Origin of the sequence: Streptomyces sp. ME02-8801-2C (assembly GCF_033793965.1) — a bacterium.
In the GTDB taxonomy this organism is placed as follows: domain Bacteria; phylum Actinomycetota; class Actinomycetes; order Streptomycetales; family Streptomycetaceae; genus Streptomyces.
The window spans coordinates 1-14966 of sequence record NZ_JARAXP010000012.1; the positions used below are offsets into that span (position 1 = coordinate 1).

A 14966-nucleotide genomic window follows, 5' to 3' on the forward strand; every position below is an offset into this window, starting at 1 on the left:
ACCCGACACGACAGTCGGGCTACCGGCCTGCCCGCCAGCAGCCGCGGAAGGCGAAACGGTCTACCGACTCCGTCGGCAGACCGTCACGAAAGATCGAGGTTAAAGGCATTTAGGGAATAAGAAACGGGACCAAACCACGCCCCTCCCGTCCGCAGGAAACACCGGCCACTGCCGCTCCCGCGCGGATTCAGGCGCCCGCACCCGCCGTCAGTCGTCGTCACTCCCACGAGTGAACATCGCCAACTCGGCTGGATTTGTGCCCGGTTGCCTGCCTTACGCTCAGCGCAACAACCGCAGACATGCGACGGCCCTCGCCGGGAGTGCAATCCCAATGCGAGGGCCTGACCACCAAGGAAGTTAGGGCTTCCCGATGGATACGAAAAACCTTAGCGTGCCCTCGCGCGCCCAAGCCCGTATGCCGGGCAAAAACCACCCTCACCGGCGCCCCAATTCGGGCATCTCCGGCGTCGTGCACGAGAACACCCGCCACGACACCCGCTTCACGGTGATCGGCAACCATCTCGCCCAGCACCGCGAGCTCTCACTGCTCGCCATCGGACTGAGCGTCCACATCCAGTCGCTGCCCACCGGTGCCCCCGTCGACATCAAGACCCTCGCCAAGAGGTTCCCGGAGGGGGCGGACCGCATCTCCGCCGCCCTGCGCGAACTGGAAGCTCATGGGTACCTGCGCCGATCCCGCGAACGCACCCCCGGCGGCCGCATCGTCTCCCGCACGGTGTCCTGCAACCAGCCCGGACGGCACGCCGAGGGGCACCCCGACCGCCGTCCACAGCAGCAGGAGCGGCAGCCGCAGCCGCGGCTCGCGCCACAGCACAAACCCCAGCCGCAGCCAGGGCACTCCACCCACATCACCCATCCCGCGCCCTGCCCCGACCAGGCCCCCGCCCCCGGTCCCGCCCCTGACCCCGAGCCCACCCACCCCGCGCACCCGACCACCCCCGGTCCGCCGAAGGAGCGCACCCCGCGCAAGCCGCTCCCCGCCGTACCGCAGCCCTCCTACAAGGGACCGGAACTCCTCCAGGCCGCCACCGACCTCCTCGCCGGACTCCGCCGCGCGGACCCCGACCTGCTCCTGTCCGCCTGCGACACCGCCCACCTCGCACCCGGCGTCGCCGCCTGGCTGGAACGCGACGCCAGCCTCACCGCCGTACGCCACGCCCTGATCAGCGACCTTCCACCCGAAGGCATGCGCCGCCCGGCAGCCCTCCTGGCCCACCGACTGATCACCCAACTACCGCCCCCGGCGCCCTACCGCCCACCAACCCCGCAATCGGAACCGACCCATATCCGCCACCCCCTCCAGAACTGCGACGGCTGCGACCGGGCATTCCGAAGCCCCGAACGGGGCCGCTGCCGCGCCTGCCGGGGCACAGTTCCTGTGGCCGCCTGAAGCTTGCCCGCGCACGTCATCGCCTCCGCCCCACGAAGGACTCAGGGCCCTGTAATGGTCAGCTCGTCCCCCTTGAACAGATTCACCTTCTCCGCCGATGCGTCTCCCGCCTCCTCCCGAGGTTCGCTCGGCCGCCACCCTGGCTCGATACGCTTGCGGGGGCATCCCCAGGAGGACACGATGAGCACCCAGTCTGACCACGGACACGAGCTGATCCCCCGTCCCGAGCACACCCCTGACGCTCTGCGCGCGGCCCTCGCGGCCGTCGAACCGGGACGTCTGGAGGAGATGCAGGCGCAGAAGGACGAGGCCTTCGCCAAGGCGGTGGAGTGGCAGTCCCTCAGCCCTGTGCAGAGCTGGGTCCTGACCTGGGCAAGGAACATCGAAATCGCGCGCCGGCCTGATCTGGCCGCCCGCTACACCCTTGCGACGAGCCGTCTGGAGCACCAGGACCCGGTCACCGCGCGGGATGCACTACGGGAACTGAGTGCCGTCCTGGACGAGGCCATGAGGGCTGCCCGCGAGTGAGCTGGAAGTGGGAATACGCGTTTGGCGCGGAGGCCGCGGCTCGTACGGCTCCGGCCGCTTTCCTAGCCGCGGTGGAGAGGCAAGCGGAAGAACTGGTCAGGGCGGCGGAAGCCCTCCACGTCCACGGCCGCGCCCATGGAGACGTGGATCCGAAGGGCGGCGACATCATCGTCCGCGGGGGAATGTTCACGTACCAGGTCGTAGTGCGGAGCGAGCGCGTTTACGTTGTCCAGATCACCTACCTGGGGTGACGAGGAATGAGGGCGATGACCACCGGCCCGGACGGACCACAGCTGAGCGCTTCCCACGTGTACCGGACCATGCGGGACTTCGTTCGGACGATGGACGACACTCTGCCCGGGAAGTTCGAGGTCACGAAGGAAGGGATTGTCCACGACCTGTTGCGGCCCAATGGTCCTCACGAACTGACTGTGGCCCGCCTTCGGAGAAGCCTTGAACAGGTCATGCCTGAAGGGCTCGTCGCCCACACCGGGACTCCGGATGTGGAGGATGAATTCGAGGGCATCATGCGCCGCCCCGACGTCATGCTGATCGCGGAGGCGGGCATGGAGGGTGCCGCGTCGTTCGACCCCCGCACCCTCATGGCCGCGATCGAGGTCGTATCCAGCTCGAACCCGGCCAACGACTGGGTCACCAAGATGCGCGACTACCCCCTGATCGGCATCCCCGTCTACGCGATCTTCGATCCCCGCAGCGGCACTGGCGCAGTCCTCACCGACATCCAACCCACCCCCGACGGCCCCCGTTACGCGACCCGCAAGGACTTCGTCTACGGCGAGGACGTCACCATCGTCGACTGGACGATTGCGACCTCCGGTCTGCCGCGTTACCCCCAGGGGTGACGGGCGGGCAGGTGGCAGCGGACCGCAGACCTGCGCCTCGTAGGCTTGGCCCATGACGGAACTGCCCGCCCGGCGTCTGCTTCTGGTGCACGCGCACCCGGACGACGAGTCGATCAACAATGGCGCGACCATGGCCAGGTACGCGGCCGAGGGTGCCCTGGTGACACTGGTCACCTGCACCCTCGGTGAGCACGGCGAGGTCATTCCGCCCGAGCTCGCGCATCTCACCGGGGCCGCCCTCGGCGAGTACCGGCTGCGTGAGCTGGACGAGGCGATGCGTGCCCTCGGTGTCGCCGACCACCGCCTGCTCGGCGGAGCCGGACGCTTCGGTGACTCCGGGATGATGGGGCTCGCCGACAACGACGACCCCGGCTGCTTCTGGCAGGCGGACGTCGACGAGGCGGCCGGGTACCTCGTCGAGGCGATTCTCGAGGTCCGCCCGCAGGTCCTGGTGACGTACGACCCGGACGGCGGCTACGGCCACCCCGACCACATCCAGGCCCACCGCGTCGCCATGCGCGCCGTGGAGCTGGCCGCGGAGGCCGGCTGGAGCATCCCCAAGGTGTACTGGAACCGGGTGCCCCGGCAGGTCGCCGAGGAGGGCTTCGCCCGACTCGAGGAAGCGCTGCCGGGGCTGTCCTTCCCCAAGGCCGCCGCGATCGACGACGTACCGGGTGTGGTGGACGAGGACCGGATCACGACGGCCCTCGACGGCACCGCGTACGCCGCCGCCAAAGCCGCCGCGATGCGCGCCCACGCCACGCAGATCGAGGTGGCCGAGCCCTGGTTCGCCCTCTCCAACCAGCAGGCCCAGCCGCTCTTCACGGACGAGTACTACGAGTTGGTGCGTGGGGACCGAGGCAGACACGGCGCGGCGCGTGAGACGGATCTGTTCGACGGGCTCACGGAGAGCGGTGTGCGATGAGTGCCGGGAGCGGAAAGAGCGGAAAGAGCGCGGCCGGTGGAAAGAGCGCTGCGAGTGGAAACAGTGCGACGCATGGCGGCAGTGCGAAGAGTGCTAACGGGAAGATCGCCGCGGGCGGGGCGCGTGGGAAGGCCGTGACGGGCGCCGGGGGCGGTGGGGGCAGTGGGGGCAGTGTGCTGGCTCAGCCGCTTGTCGGGCCCTCTCCGGGGCGTGCGGCGGTTTATCTGGGGCTCTTCGTCCTCGGGGCCGTCGTGGGGGCCGCTGGGGCGCTCATGCAGGCCGCCTGGTTTCCGGGCGGGCTACTGCTCGCGCTGGGCGGAGCGGCCGGGCTGTTCCTCGGCGGGGCGCGGGGCGTCGGCACTCGCGCCGGGGCGGTCGCGCCGGCGGCCGGCTGGATGGTCGCCGTCGTCCTGCTCACCGCCAGCCGCCCGGAGGGGGATTTCCTGTTCGCCGCAGGAGTCGGCTCGTACCTCTTCCTCCTCGGTGGGATGGCTGTCGCTGTGATGTGCGCCACCCTCGCCAGGACGCGGCAACCGGACGGCTCCGCCGTCCGACTTGGCAAGTGACGTACTACTTCGCCGCCGCAATCACGTGGGGGTCCAGTGATGGTTTCCTCAGCGGTCGTGGGATACGCGCCAGGAGTGGCCAGTATGGTGGTGCGCGCCGCCGAGCTGCCCGCGTGAGGTCGCGTCGGGCGGCGGAGCCAACCGGGAGAACCTGCCTTGAGTCGTGAAACTGACAGTCCGTCCTCCGGGCCCAACGGGCGCGGAGGTGCCGCCTACCCCTCGGGGACACCGCCGTACGGCACGCCCATGGCGTCCGACGGCGGTGCGGACGCGGGCCGTTCGGCCGCGGAGCCCGACGGGCCCAAGACCGAGACCACGCTGACGACCCGGATCCGGATCAACATCCCCGGATCCCGGCCGATTCCGCCGGTCGTCGTCCGCACCCCCGTCGCGGACACCGAGTCCTCCGAGGAGACCGGCACGCACGCGCGGCCGAAGGCGGGAGGCGAGGGCAGAGCGACGCCGGGCGCGTCCCCGTCCCACGGCATCGCCGAGCCCTCCGCCGAGTCCACCGGTCAGCCGGGGGACAAGACCAGCGACTGGTTCGCGCCGCGCAAGTCCGGTGCGCCCAAGGGCAGTCCGGGCGGCGGCGCGAGCAACGGGGCCGGTATGCCCGGTGTTTCGGGCCCCGTGCCCAGCGGTCCCCGGCCCGCCGGCCCCAACGGCACAGGCTCGGCCGGTGCTTCACGTCCCGGCGGTCCCAACGGCGTGGGTTCCACGGGCTCTTCGCGTCCCGGCCTCGGTGTCATGGGCGCAGCGGGCAACGCGGGCGGCCCACGCGCCGCAGGCGGCGGTACGAAGGGTGCCGGGCTCCCCGGTGCCACCGGCGCCGGTCCCGTGGCGCCCGGGCACGGCGGCGGCACCGGTTCCTTCGACGTGTCCGCGCTGGCGGCCGGGGCGGGACCGCTGAGCACGTCTCCCCGCCCGTCGACCGCGAACCCTCCCGGCCAGGGCGATCCCGGCTTCGGCGCCGGAACCGGCGACGGCCGTGGTGAGCCGCGCCGCGACGACCTGCCGTACTTCTCCGACAACGGGCAGGGCAGGAATACGCAGGGCGGCCAGGCCGGGCCGAACGGCCAGGGCGGCCCCAGCGCGCAGAACGGCCACGCCGACCGGAACGGCCAGAATGGCCAGAACGGCTTCGGCGGTCAGGCCGGCGGATTCGGGCCCCAGCACGACTTCACGGCGTCCAACGACTTCACCGCGCCCAATGACTTCGGCGATTTCGGTGACTTCGGCGGCCCGAACGGCCAGGGCGGCCCGAACGGCCAGGGCGGCCCCAACGGCCAGAACGGCCAGGGCGGTCAAAACGGTCAGAATGGCCAGAACGGCTTCGGGGCCGGCGGTCCCGCAGCCCGTCCCGGAGGCCCCGTCCGGCGCGGCCCAGCCGGTCCCACCGGAGGCCCCGTCACCGGAGACGGCTCTGTCGTCCCGCCTGTCACCGGCAACGGCTCCGTCGCCCCCGGCGTCTCCGGCACGGGCCGGCTCGCCGCCGGGCTCAGTGACGACACCGCGATCCTGACCCCGCAGAAGCACGCCCCCGAACCGGGCGGCGGCTATGGCGGCTCCGTGGACAACATCTCCAGCTCCACCCTCACCAGCGCCATGCCCGTCGTACCGGACGAGCGGAACTCCCCGTTCGGGCCGGGCACGCACTCCGACGGACCGCTTCCGCACACCCCGCCGAAGCTGCCCGAGCCGGTGTCGCCGAGCACGCCCGCCGCCGCCGCGCCCAAGGGCAAGAAGGCGAAGAAGAAGGGCCGCAGCAAGGTCACGCTGCTCTTCGTCGCCGTCTTCGTCGCCGCCGGTGCCGTGTACGGTGCCGGGCTGCTGATGAACCACTCCGACGTGCCCAAGGGCACCACCGTGTTCGGCGTCGACATCGGCGGCGGCACCCGTGACGACGCCGTCAAGAAGCTCGACGACGCCTTCGACGACCGGATGACCCAGCCGCTGAAGCTGACGGTCGACGGCAAGACGGTCGAGCTCAAGCCGGACCAGGCAGGACTCCAGTTCGACACCCAGGCCACGGTCCGGGCGGCGGCTGTCAGCGATTACAACCCGGTGTCGGTGGTCGGCTCGCTCTTCGGGCAGCAGCGGGTCGTCGAACCCGTCATGCCGGTCGACGAGGAGAAACTGGCCGCCGCGCTCCAGCGGGTGGCCGGCGGGGCGAGCTCGGCGACCGACGGCACGATCAAGTTCGTGTCCGGCAAGGCCGTCGCCGTCTACGGCAAGGCGGGCAAGGGCATCGACGCCGGCGCGGCCGCCGAGTCGGTCGAGAACGCCTACCGCAGCCAGGTGGAGACCGGCACGAGCACGCCGATCCAGGTCCCCACCAAGACGCAGGAGCCGACGATCTCGAACGCCGAGGTCGATCGCATGATGAAGAAGTTCGCCATCCCGGCGATGTCCGCCAACGTCACCGTCCGCCCGGACACCGGCGCGCCGGAGCTGGAGTTCAGTCCGAAGAACTCGCTGTGGAAGTTCCTCCAGGTGAAGCCGATCAATGGCACGCTCGTCGAGGCCTATGACAAGGCCGCGCTGAAGGAGCTGTACGGCGGGACCTTCGACCAGGTTCTGATCGCCCGTGGCAACGGCAACAAGACGCCGGTCACCGTCGAGGACGTCATCGGGGCGTTGCGTCAGGCTCTGGTCAGTACGACCAACCGGGTCGGCATCATCGAGACCAACCCGACGTAGGCGTTCCTCTAGGTACGCAGTTTTCCGCTGCGGCCCGGTGGGGGCTTGTCGCGCAGTTCCCCGCGCCCCTTAGGGGGCGCGGGGCCGCGCCCATGACATCTGTCATCCGGCAGTCAGGATCTCCGGCACTGCCGGGGGGACCCGGCCCGCGGCCACGATGGACGCATGGAAACCACCCCAGTGGTCGCGTTCGACCAGGTCACCAAGAGTTACGGCGACGTACGGGCCGTCGACGGGCTCGCGCTCACCCTCCGGCCCGGCGAGACGGTCGCCCTCCTGGGCCCCAACGGCGCCGGCAAGTCGACCACCCTTGACCTGCTCCTCGGTCTCAAGCAGCCCGACAGCGGCACGGTCCGCGTCCTCGGCAAGAGCCCCCGGGACGCCATCGTCGCCGGTGACGTCGGGGCCATGCTCCAGAGCGGCGGCCTGATGGACGAGGTCACCGTCCGCGAGCTCGTATCGCTGGTCTGCGCCCTGCATCCGCGCCCCTTCCCGGTCGGTGAGGTCCTCTCCCGGGCCGGCATCACCCAGCTCGCCGACCGCAAGGTCAACAAGCTGTCCGGCGGCCAGGAGCAGCGCGTACGGTTCGCGCTCGCCACGGCCGGGGACAGCGCCCTGATCGTCCTGGACGAGCCCACCACCGGCATGGACGTCACCGCCCGCCAGGCCTTCTGGGCGACCATGCGCGAGCAGGCGGACCAGGGCCGTACGGTCCTGTTCGCCACCCACTACCTGGAGGAGGCGGACGCGATAGCGGACCGCGTCCTCGTCCTGCACCGGGGACGGCTGCTGGCCGACGGCACCGCCGCCGAGATCAAGGCGAAGGCGGGCGCGCGCCGGATCTCCTTCGACCTGGAGGCACTGGACACCCCGGTGGAAGAGGCCGCACTCCGCTCTCTGCCCTTCCTCACCTCCCTCGACGTGTCGGGGCAGACCGTCCGCATCCAGTCCTCCGACGCCGACGCGACCGTCCACGCCGTGTACGGCCTCGGCCTCTACCCGCGCAACCTCGAAGTGGCCGGCCTGGGCCTCGAGCAGGCGTTCGTCACCCTCACCGCCGCAGCCGAGGAGGCGCGCACAGCATGAACAACCTCATCCGACTCGAGATCACCCGGGCCCTGCGCAACCGAAAGTTCCTGTTCTTCTCGGTGATCTATCCGTCCGCCCTGTTCCTGCTGATCGCGGGCAGCGCCGACGCCACCACCAAGGTCGACGGAACCGGCCTGACCGTCCCGACGTACATGATGGTCTCCATGGCCTCCTTCGGCGCGCTCACGGCCGTCCTGATGGGCAACAGCGAGCGCATCGCCAAGGAGCGCGAGAGCGGCTGGGTACGGCAGTTGCGGCTGACCCCGCTCCCGGGCCGCGGCTTCGTGCTGGCGAAGACGGCGAGCGCGGCGGTGATCAGCCTTCCGTCGATCGTGATCGTCTTCGTCGTCGCGGCGGCGGTGAAGGACGTACGCCTGGACGCCTGGAAGTGGCTGGCGCTCACCGGGGCGATCTGGATCGGCAGCCTGGTCTTCGCCGCGCTCGGGGTGGCCATCGGCTATCTGGCGAGCGGGGACGCGGTGCGCCCGATCACGATGATCGTCTACTTCGGCCTGTCCATGCTCGGCGGCCTGTGGATGCCGACGACGACCTTCCCCCAGTGGCTGCAGGACATCGCCAAATGGCTGCCCACGCACGCGTACGCTGCCCTGGGGCGGTCCATAGAACTGGGCAACGCCCCACAGGCGAAGGACATGGCGATCCTGGCCGTCTCGTTCGTCCTCTTCGCGGGCGGCGCGGCCTGGCTGTACCGGAAGGACACGCTGAAGGCGTGAGCAGCGTCGGCATCGGGCAGCGCCCCACGACCCCCAAGCGGCGGGTGATGAAGTCCCTGTGGATCGGCGTCTGGCTGTTCTACCTGGGCGCCCCCGTCAGCGACCTCCTCCACGGCGGCCACAGCACGGGCGTACGGATCCTCGGCTGGCTGGGCCTGGTGGCCTTCGTGGCCTGGTACGCGGCCCTGGTGTTCCGTACGGGGCGCGGTGAGACGACCCGCCTGGTGGTGGGCTCTCTGGGGGTCCTCGCGGCCCAGTCGGCCGTCCTGGCGCTCAGCCTGGGCCGCGAGTGGCTCGTCCTGTTCGTGTACGTGTCCACCTCGTCCGGCGCCGCCCTGCCGCTGCGTATGTCCCGCTGGGCGATCGGCGCCAACGCGGCCCTGATGACGGCGGTCGCGCTGGCCGTCCCCGGCGGCCACTCCTACCTGGCCGGCCTCCTCGTCCCGGCCCTGCTCGGCGGGGCCGCCATGGCGGGAGTACGGCAACTCGTGCGCACGACCATCGAGTTGCGCGAGGCACGGGCCACGGTCGCCCAGCTCGCGGCGAACGAGGAACGGCTGCGGCTGGCCCGCGACCTGCACGATCTGCTGGGCCACTCCCTCTCCGTGATCACCCTGAAGAGCGAGCTGGCGGGCCGGATGCTCCCCGCACACCCCGAGACCGCCGCCCTGCAGGTGGCCGACATCGAGAAGGTGAGCCGGCAGGCCCTGGTGGACGTACGCGAGGCGGTGAGCGGCTACCGGCGTCCCCGCCTGGCCGGTGAACTGGCGGGCGCACAGGTCGCGTTGACGGCGGCCGGCATCAAAGCGGCACTGCCCGCCGACGCCGACGCCGCCCCGACCGACGTCGACGAGGAGGCGGAGTCCGCCCTCGCCTGGACACTGCGCGAGGCCGTGACGAACGTCGTACGGCACAGCGGGGCCCTGCGCTGCACGGTGGAGGTGCTGACCCGGCAGACCCTGGCAGGCCCGGTGCTCGAACTCTCGGTCGAGGACGACGGCTCGGGCAACGGCTCCGACGGCACCCCCGGCAACGGTCTCACCGGCCTCGCGGAACGCCTGGAGCAGGCGGGCGGCTCGCTGGAGACGTCCCGTACGAAACGCGGTTTCCGTCTGGTGGCCAGGGTGCCGTCGAGCCCCCGGCCGGCCCCGACGGACGTAGGATCCGCTTCATGACCCGCACGATCAAGGTCCTGTTGGCGGAGGACCAGTCGATGGTCCGCGAGGCGCTGGCCGCGCTGCTCGGCCTGGAGCCCGACATCGAGGTCGTGGCCCAAGTGGCGCGCGGGGACGAGGTGTTGGAGACCGCCCGTACCCACCCCGACCTGGACGTGGCCCTCCTGGACATCGAGATGCCGGGTGCCAGTGGCATCGAGGCGGCGGCCCGGCTCCACCGGGAGTTCCCCGCCCTGAAGCTGGTCATCCTGACGACCTTCGGCCGCCCCGGCTACCTCCGCACCGCCATGGAGTCCGGCGCCGACGCCTTCCTCGTCAAGGACGCCCCGGCCGCCCAACTCGCGGCAGCGGTACGCAAGGTACTGGCCGGCGAGCGAGTCATCGACCCGATGCTGGCGGCAGCCGCCCTGGCGGACGGCGCCAACCCCCTGACCGACCGCGAACGCGAGGTCCTGCGCGCGGCAGCCGACGGCGCCACAAACGCCGAACTGGCAAAATCCCTCCACCTTTCCCAGGGCACGGTCCGCAACTACCTCTCCACAGCCATCCAGAAACTGACGGCAAGGAACCGAACAGAAGCGGTACGCATAGCGAGAGAGAAGGGCTGGTTGTAGATCTCCCGAGCTGCACTTCCCAACGGGGCTGCGGGCAGCTCCCTTAGGGGCGCGGGGAACTGCGCGAAGCCACAACGCACCCGCACCCACCCACGCACCCACAACCTCAGTTGAGGCGGGCCCGAGCCGCTCGGGCCTGCCCCCGCATCCGCTCAGCCGACGGCCCGTCAAACGTGGAAACAACCTCCGCATACCCCTCGAGCTCAGTCGCCCCCGCCAAAAACTCCCCCCTCCGCACCAGCAACTGAGCCCGCTCGTACCGCAACCGAGCCGGATGCGAAGGCAGCAGCAACGCCAACTCCACCGCCCACAAGGACACTTCCGACCGCTCCGGCCGCGCCGCCCCCCACGCCCGGATGTTGTTCAGCACCCGCAACACCACATCCAGCGGATCCGCGGGCGCCAGCATCGACGGATCCAGCGCCTCCCCCGTGGCCCCGGCCACCAGCAACTCCGCGTCGACCCCGCTCAACACCCGTCCCCCGTCGAAGGGATCGGCGAGCACCTGCTCGTCGACCGGACCGAACCCCACGACGAAGTGCCCGGGCAGCGCGACCCCGTACACCGGCGCCCCCGCCCGCCGTGCGACCTCCATCCACACCACGGACAGCAGAATCGGCAACCCCCGCCGTCGCACCAGCACTTCGTGCAGCAGCGACGACTGCAGCCGCTGGTAGTCGGCGGGGCTGCCACCGAACCCCTCCCGCCCGCCGAGGAGTTCCCGCAGGGCCGTCGCCCAGGAGTGCGGCCCGCCCGGCTGGTAGGGCAACTGCCCGGCCAGCCGGTCGAGTTCCATCTGCACGGCGTCGATACCGGCGTCGTCGAGGGCCCGGTCGGCGACCGCGCCCATCAGCAGGCACAGCGTCGTCAGATCGGGCCGCTCGGACCGCGCCTCGTCGGCGAAGAGCGCGCGCAGCTCGGCGGACCGTTCGGGCCCCGGCGGATACGGAGGGGGATGAGGGAAACGCATACCAGGCCCGTCTCGTGTCACATGGCTCGATAGTGATGGTAGGAGTGATGCGCCGCGAACCCCATCCCGGCGTACAGGGCCCGCGCCCCCGCGTTGTCGGCCTCGACCTGGAGCCAGGCCGCCGACGCCCCCTCCTCCAGCGCCCGGCCGGCCAGCGCGGCCATGACGGCCGTGGCCAGCCCCCGCCGCCGCTGGGCGGGATCCACCTCCACCGCGCCGAACCCGGCCCACCGCCCGTCCACGACACACCGCCCGATCGCGGCGGGCGACTCACCCTCACCACCGGGCACGGTCGCGAACCACACGGACGGACCGCTCCCCAGCACAGCCATGGCCACGTCACTCACGCCCTTGCGCTGATACCGCGAGAGCCACGCGTCATCCGCCTCCCGGGACAGCACGACCTCCGTCCCGCCCGTACCCGCGTCGGCGACGGGAGCCAGCCCTCCGACCCACAGCTCGGCCGTCACCTCCCGCGTCCACCCGCGCGTCTCCAACTGCGCGCACAGCAGCTCCTGCGTCCCCTCGGCGCCGGTGGCGGTCTGGACGTAGGCGGGCAGACCGCGCTCGCCGTACCAGTTCCGTACGACGGTCAGCGCCTCGTCGAGCGGTATGCCGGGGTCGCCGACCGGCAGGACAGAGTTGGCCCGCCGGGTGAATCCGGAGGCCGCCCGCAGCTCCCACTCGCCCAGCCGCTCGCTCTCCACCGGCTGCCAGGCTCGCGCGGAGACCCGCGCCAGCTCCTCGTACGAGGCGGCGGGACCGCGACGGCGGGCGGGGGCCGCGGGGACGACCTTGCCCGCCACCAGGGACGCTTCCGCGACCCGGACGGGCTCGCCGTCCCGCCGTGTGATCAGAAGCACACCGGCTTCTTCGTCCCATGATGTGAGAACTCCGACCGTGTCGGTGAACTTCTCTGCACCCGGAGCTTCTTCGTTCAGCCGTCGAACAGAGACACGTTTGCCCACGTCAGCAGCGGTAATGCGGACCTCGAGACGGCCGGCCGCAGAGATTTCCACAGGTCAGTTCACCCCTCCTGTATGGATCATGCCCGGGAACGGAGATACTAGGTGCGGGCATCGACGACGCCGCGCTCCCGCGCGCCAGGTGGCGGAGCCTGAAGACGGCTCGCCAGCGCCCTATCGAGGAGGAACGACAGCGTGACCTACGTCATCGCGCAGCCTTGTGTCGACGTCAAGGACAAGGCGTGCATTGAAGAGTGCCCGGTCGACTGCATCTACGAGGGCTCCCGGTCCTTGTACATCCACCCGGACGAATGCGTCGACTGTGGCGCCTGTGAGCCGGTCTGCCCGGTCGAGGCGATCTTCTACGAGGACGACACTCCGGAGGAGTGGAAGGACTACTACAAGGCGAACGTCGAGTTCTTCGACGACCTCGGCTCGCCCGGCGGCGCCAGCAAGCTGGGCCTGATCGAGCGCGACCACCCCTTCATCGCCGCGCTGCCCCCGCAGAACGGCTGAGTGCGGCCCGTAGAGCCTGCGCCACCCCGGTCCCGTACGGCCTGATCGCCCCGATCCAGACCGCCGTACGGGACCGAGGCGTTTGCCGTACGTACGAAAGTGAGCCAGTGACCGTGTCCTCCGCAGTCTCCGACCGCCTTCCCACCTTCCCCTGGGACAAGCTGGAGCCGTACAAGAAGACGGCTGCCGCGCACCCGGACGGCATCGTCGATCTGTCGGTCGGCACGCCGGTCGACCCCGTTCCCGAGCTGATCCAGAAGGCGCTCATCGCGGCGGCCGACTCCCCGGGCTACCCGACCGTCTGGGGTACGCCGGAACTGCGCGACGCCCTCACCTCCTGGGTCGAGCGGCGCCTCGGCGCCCGGGACGTCACCCACCGCCATGTCCTGCCGATCGTCGGCTCCAAGGAACTGGTCGCCTGGCTCCCGACCCAGCTGGGCCTCGGCCCCGGCGACAAGGTCGCCCACCCGCGCCTGGCCTACCCGACGTACGAGGTGGGCGCCCGGCTGGCCCGCGCCGAGTACGAGGTCTACGACGACCCCACCGAGCTGGACCCGACGAACCTCAAGCTGCTCTGGCTCAACTCGCCCTCGAACCCCACGGGCCGGGTGCTGAGCAAGGAGGAACTGACCAGGGCGGTCGCCTGGGCCCGCGAGCACGGCGTGCTGGTCTTCTCCGACGAGTGCTACCTCGAGCTGGGGTGGGAGGCCGACCCGGTCTCCGTGCTCCACCCGGACGTGTGCGGCGGCTCGTACGAGGGGATCGTGGCCGTCCACTCCCTCTCCAAGCGCTCCAACCTCGCGGGCTACCGCGCCGCCTTCCTCGCCGGCGACCCTGAGGTCCTCGGCCCGCTGCTGCAGATCCGCAAGCACGGCGGCATGATGACCTCGGCGCCCACCCAGGCGGCGGTCGTGGCCGCGCTCGGCGACGACACGCATGTGCGTGAGCAGCGCGAACGGTACGTGGCCCGGCGTACGGCACTGCGCGAGGCCCTCGTACGGCACGGTTTCCGCATCGAGCACAGCGAGGCCAGCCTCTACCTGTGGGCCACCCGCGACGAGTCCTGCTGGGACACCGTCGCCCACCTCGCCGACCTGGGCATCCTGGTGGCGCCGGGCGACTTCTACGGCACCGCAGGCGAGACGTTCGTCCGCGTGGCCCTCACGGCGACGGACGAGCGGGTGGCGGCGGCGGTCGCCCGCCTGTAGTCGGCCCGCCTGTAGCCCTCAGCGCGACGGAGGGGCCCGGGGAAGATCCCCGGGCCCCTCCGCCATCACCTGGTCACCGCTGCTCGGTCAGCCCAGCGGCAGCCCGCCCGGCACGGGCAGCTGGCCGCCGCCCGGAAGGCCCTTCGTGGGGAGTGCGTCCGTCGGCAGGCCGCCCTTCGTGGCGGTCTCGGCGGTGTCACCGAGAAGGGCACCGGCGTCGCCCGTCGCTCCACCGGCCGTCTTCTGCGCGGCGGGCGTGGCCTTCTTGGCGACCTTGCCGCCGGTCGCGCCTGCCGACGGCACGGACTTCTTGAGCGTGTCGCCACCGGTTTGGCCCGCGAGCCCGGAGACGTTCTGAGCCGCGCCGTCGACGGTGTTGCCGACGTTTGCCCCGTCCAGGGCGGTCAGGCCGCCGAGGTTCGGGGTGGCCGGCAGACCGGCCGGGGCCGCGCTGGCCGAGCCGGCCGCACCGACCCCGGCTGCCGCTCCCGCTGCGACGAGCAGCGCTGCACGGGCGATCCGGCGGGTCAGGGGGAGGGACATGATGCTCCTGAGTGTCGGTTGACTGTTGATCGTCCGGACTCGGACGCAGTGACTACCGCTCGAAGGCCCCTGAAGGTTGCGGCGCCGCAATGTAAAGAGTTGGCAATGCGTCGCATTATCGGCTGCGGATAAAAACGGGCAAAGGCCACCCGGTCTGAA

At 71.0% G+C, this 14966-nt stretch carries 16 protein-coding genes; 13 read left to right on the plus strand and 3 right to left on the minus strand.

Going from position 1 to position 14966, the window contains the following annotated elements; all coding sequences use genetic code 11:
* Nucleotides 1-370 precede the first annotated feature (370 nt).
* The 11 genes from PV396_RS32205 to PV396_RS32255 all read left to right on the plus strand — a co-directional run bounded on the left by PV396_RS32205 (nucleotide 371) and on the right by PV396_RS32255 (nucleotide 10605).
* On the plus strand, nucleotides 371-1411 hold the full coding sequence (locus PV396_RS32205; protein WP_319210659.1) for a helix-turn-helix domain-containing protein: 1041 nt from the start codon (nucleotides 371-373) through the stop codon (nucleotides 1409-1411).
* A gap of 180 nt (nucleotides 1412-1591) precedes the next feature.
* Nucleotides 1592-1939 carry a hypothetical protein gene (locus PV396_RS32210; protein ID WP_319210661.1) on the plus strand — a complete coding sequence of 116 codons (348 nt, stop codon included), beginning with the start codon at nucleotides 1592-1594 and terminating at the stop codon, nucleotides 1937-1939.
* Entirely contained in the window at nucleotides 1936-2190 is a 255-nt protein-coding gene (locus PV396_RS32215) for a hypothetical protein (protein WP_319210663.1), read from the plus strand. Before PV396_RS32210 ends, PV396_RS32215 begins: the two co-directional genes overlap by 4 nt.
* 15 nt (nucleotides 2191-2205) lie before the next feature.
* Nucleotides 2206-2802, plus strand: coding sequence for a Uma2 family endonuclease (locus PV396_RS32220; protein ID WP_319210665.1), 597 nt, complete (start codon nucleotides 2206-2208; stop codon nucleotides 2800-2802).
* Nucleotides 2803-2854: 52 nt separating this feature from the next.
* Nucleotides 2855-3727, plus strand: a complete 873-nt coding sequence (gene mshB, locus PV396_RS32225) for an N-acetyl-1-D-myo-inositol-2-amino-2-deoxy-alpha-D-glucopyranoside deacetylase (protein ID WP_319210667.1) — start codon at nucleotides 2855-2857, stop codon at nucleotides 3725-3727.
* Nucleotides 3728-3900: 173 nt separating this feature from the next.
* The gene (locus PV396_RS32230; protein WP_319210669.1) at nucleotides 3901-4293 is read left to right on the plus strand and encodes a DUF6113 family protein; all 393 of its coding nucleotides are present in this window, start codon (nucleotides 3901-3903) and stop codon (nucleotides 4291-4293) included.
* Nucleotides 4294-4449: 156 nt separating this feature from the next.
* Complete coding sequence (locus PV396_RS32235) at nucleotides 4450-6993, plus strand: hypothetical protein (protein WP_319210671.1); 2544 nt, start codon at nucleotides 4450-4452, stop codon at nucleotides 6991-6993.
* Between the two features lie 165 nt (nucleotides 6994-7158).
* Nucleotides 7159-8079 (plus strand): ABC transporter ATP-binding protein, encoded by a 921-nt coding sequence (locus PV396_RS32240; RefSeq protein WP_319210672.1) that lies wholly within the window; start codon nucleotides 7159-7161, stop codon nucleotides 8077-8079.
* Nucleotides 8076-8816 (plus strand): ABC transporter permease, encoded by a 741-nt coding sequence (locus PV396_RS32245; RefSeq protein ID WP_319210674.1) that lies wholly within the window; start codon nucleotides 8076-8078, stop codon nucleotides 8814-8816. The genes PV396_RS32240 and PV396_RS32245 overlap by 4 nt, the downstream gene beginning before the upstream one ends.
* Complete coding sequence (locus PV396_RS32250; protein ID WP_319210676.1) at nucleotides 8813-9991, plus strand: sensor histidine kinase; 1179 nt, start codon at nucleotides 8813-8815, stop codon at nucleotides 9989-9991. Before PV396_RS32245 ends, PV396_RS32250 begins: the two co-directional genes overlap by 4 nt.
* The gene (locus PV396_RS32255) at nucleotides 9988-10605 is read left to right on the plus strand and encodes a response regulator transcription factor (protein WP_319210678.1); all 618 of its coding nucleotides are present in this window, start codon (nucleotides 9988-9990) and stop codon (nucleotides 10603-10605) included. Before PV396_RS32250 ends, PV396_RS32255 begins: the two co-directional genes overlap by 4 nt.
* A 106-nt stretch (nucleotides 10606-10711) precedes the next feature.
* Here the strand turns inward: PV396_RS32255 and PV396_RS32260 are convergent, their stop codons facing one another.
* Nucleotides 10712-11575, minus strand: coding sequence for a transglutaminase-like domain-containing protein (locus tag PV396_RS32260; RefSeq protein WP_319210680.1), 864 nt, complete (start codon nucleotides 11573-11575; stop codon nucleotides 10712-10714).
* Between the two features lie 17 nt (nucleotides 11576-11592).
* Entirely contained in the window at nucleotides 11593-12594 is a 1002-nt protein-coding gene (locus PV396_RS32265) for a GNAT family N-acetyltransferase (RefSeq protein WP_319210681.1), read from the minus strand.
* 141 nt (nucleotides 12595-12735) lie between these two features.
* Here PV396_RS32265 and fdxA point away from each other — a divergent pair, with 141 nt between their 5' ends.
* Together fdxA and PV396_RS32275 are read left to right on the plus strand one after the other, a co-directional pair.
* Nucleotides 12736-13056 carry a ferredoxin gene (gene fdxA / locus PV396_RS32270; protein WP_019889199.1) on the plus strand — a complete coding sequence of 107 codons (321 nt, stop codon included), beginning with the start codon at nucleotides 12736-12738 and terminating at the stop codon, nucleotides 13054-13056.
* A 113-nt stretch (nucleotides 13057-13169) separates the two neighbouring features.
* A complete protein-coding gene (locus PV396_RS32275; protein ID WP_319210685.1) occupies nucleotides 13170-14264 on the plus strand; it encodes a bifunctional succinyldiaminopimelate transaminase/glutamate-prephenate aminotransferase in 1095 nt (364 codons plus the stop codon).
* Between the two features lie 87 nt (nucleotides 14265-14351).
* Here PV396_RS32275 and PV396_RS32280 read toward each other — a convergent pair whose 3' ends face one another.
* The gene (locus PV396_RS32280; protein ID WP_319210687.1) at nucleotides 14352-14807 is read right to left on the minus strand and encodes an ATP-binding protein; all 456 of its coding nucleotides are present in this window, start codon (nucleotides 14805-14807) and stop codon (nucleotides 14352-14354) included.
* Nucleotides 14808-14966: the final 159 nt, after the last annotated feature.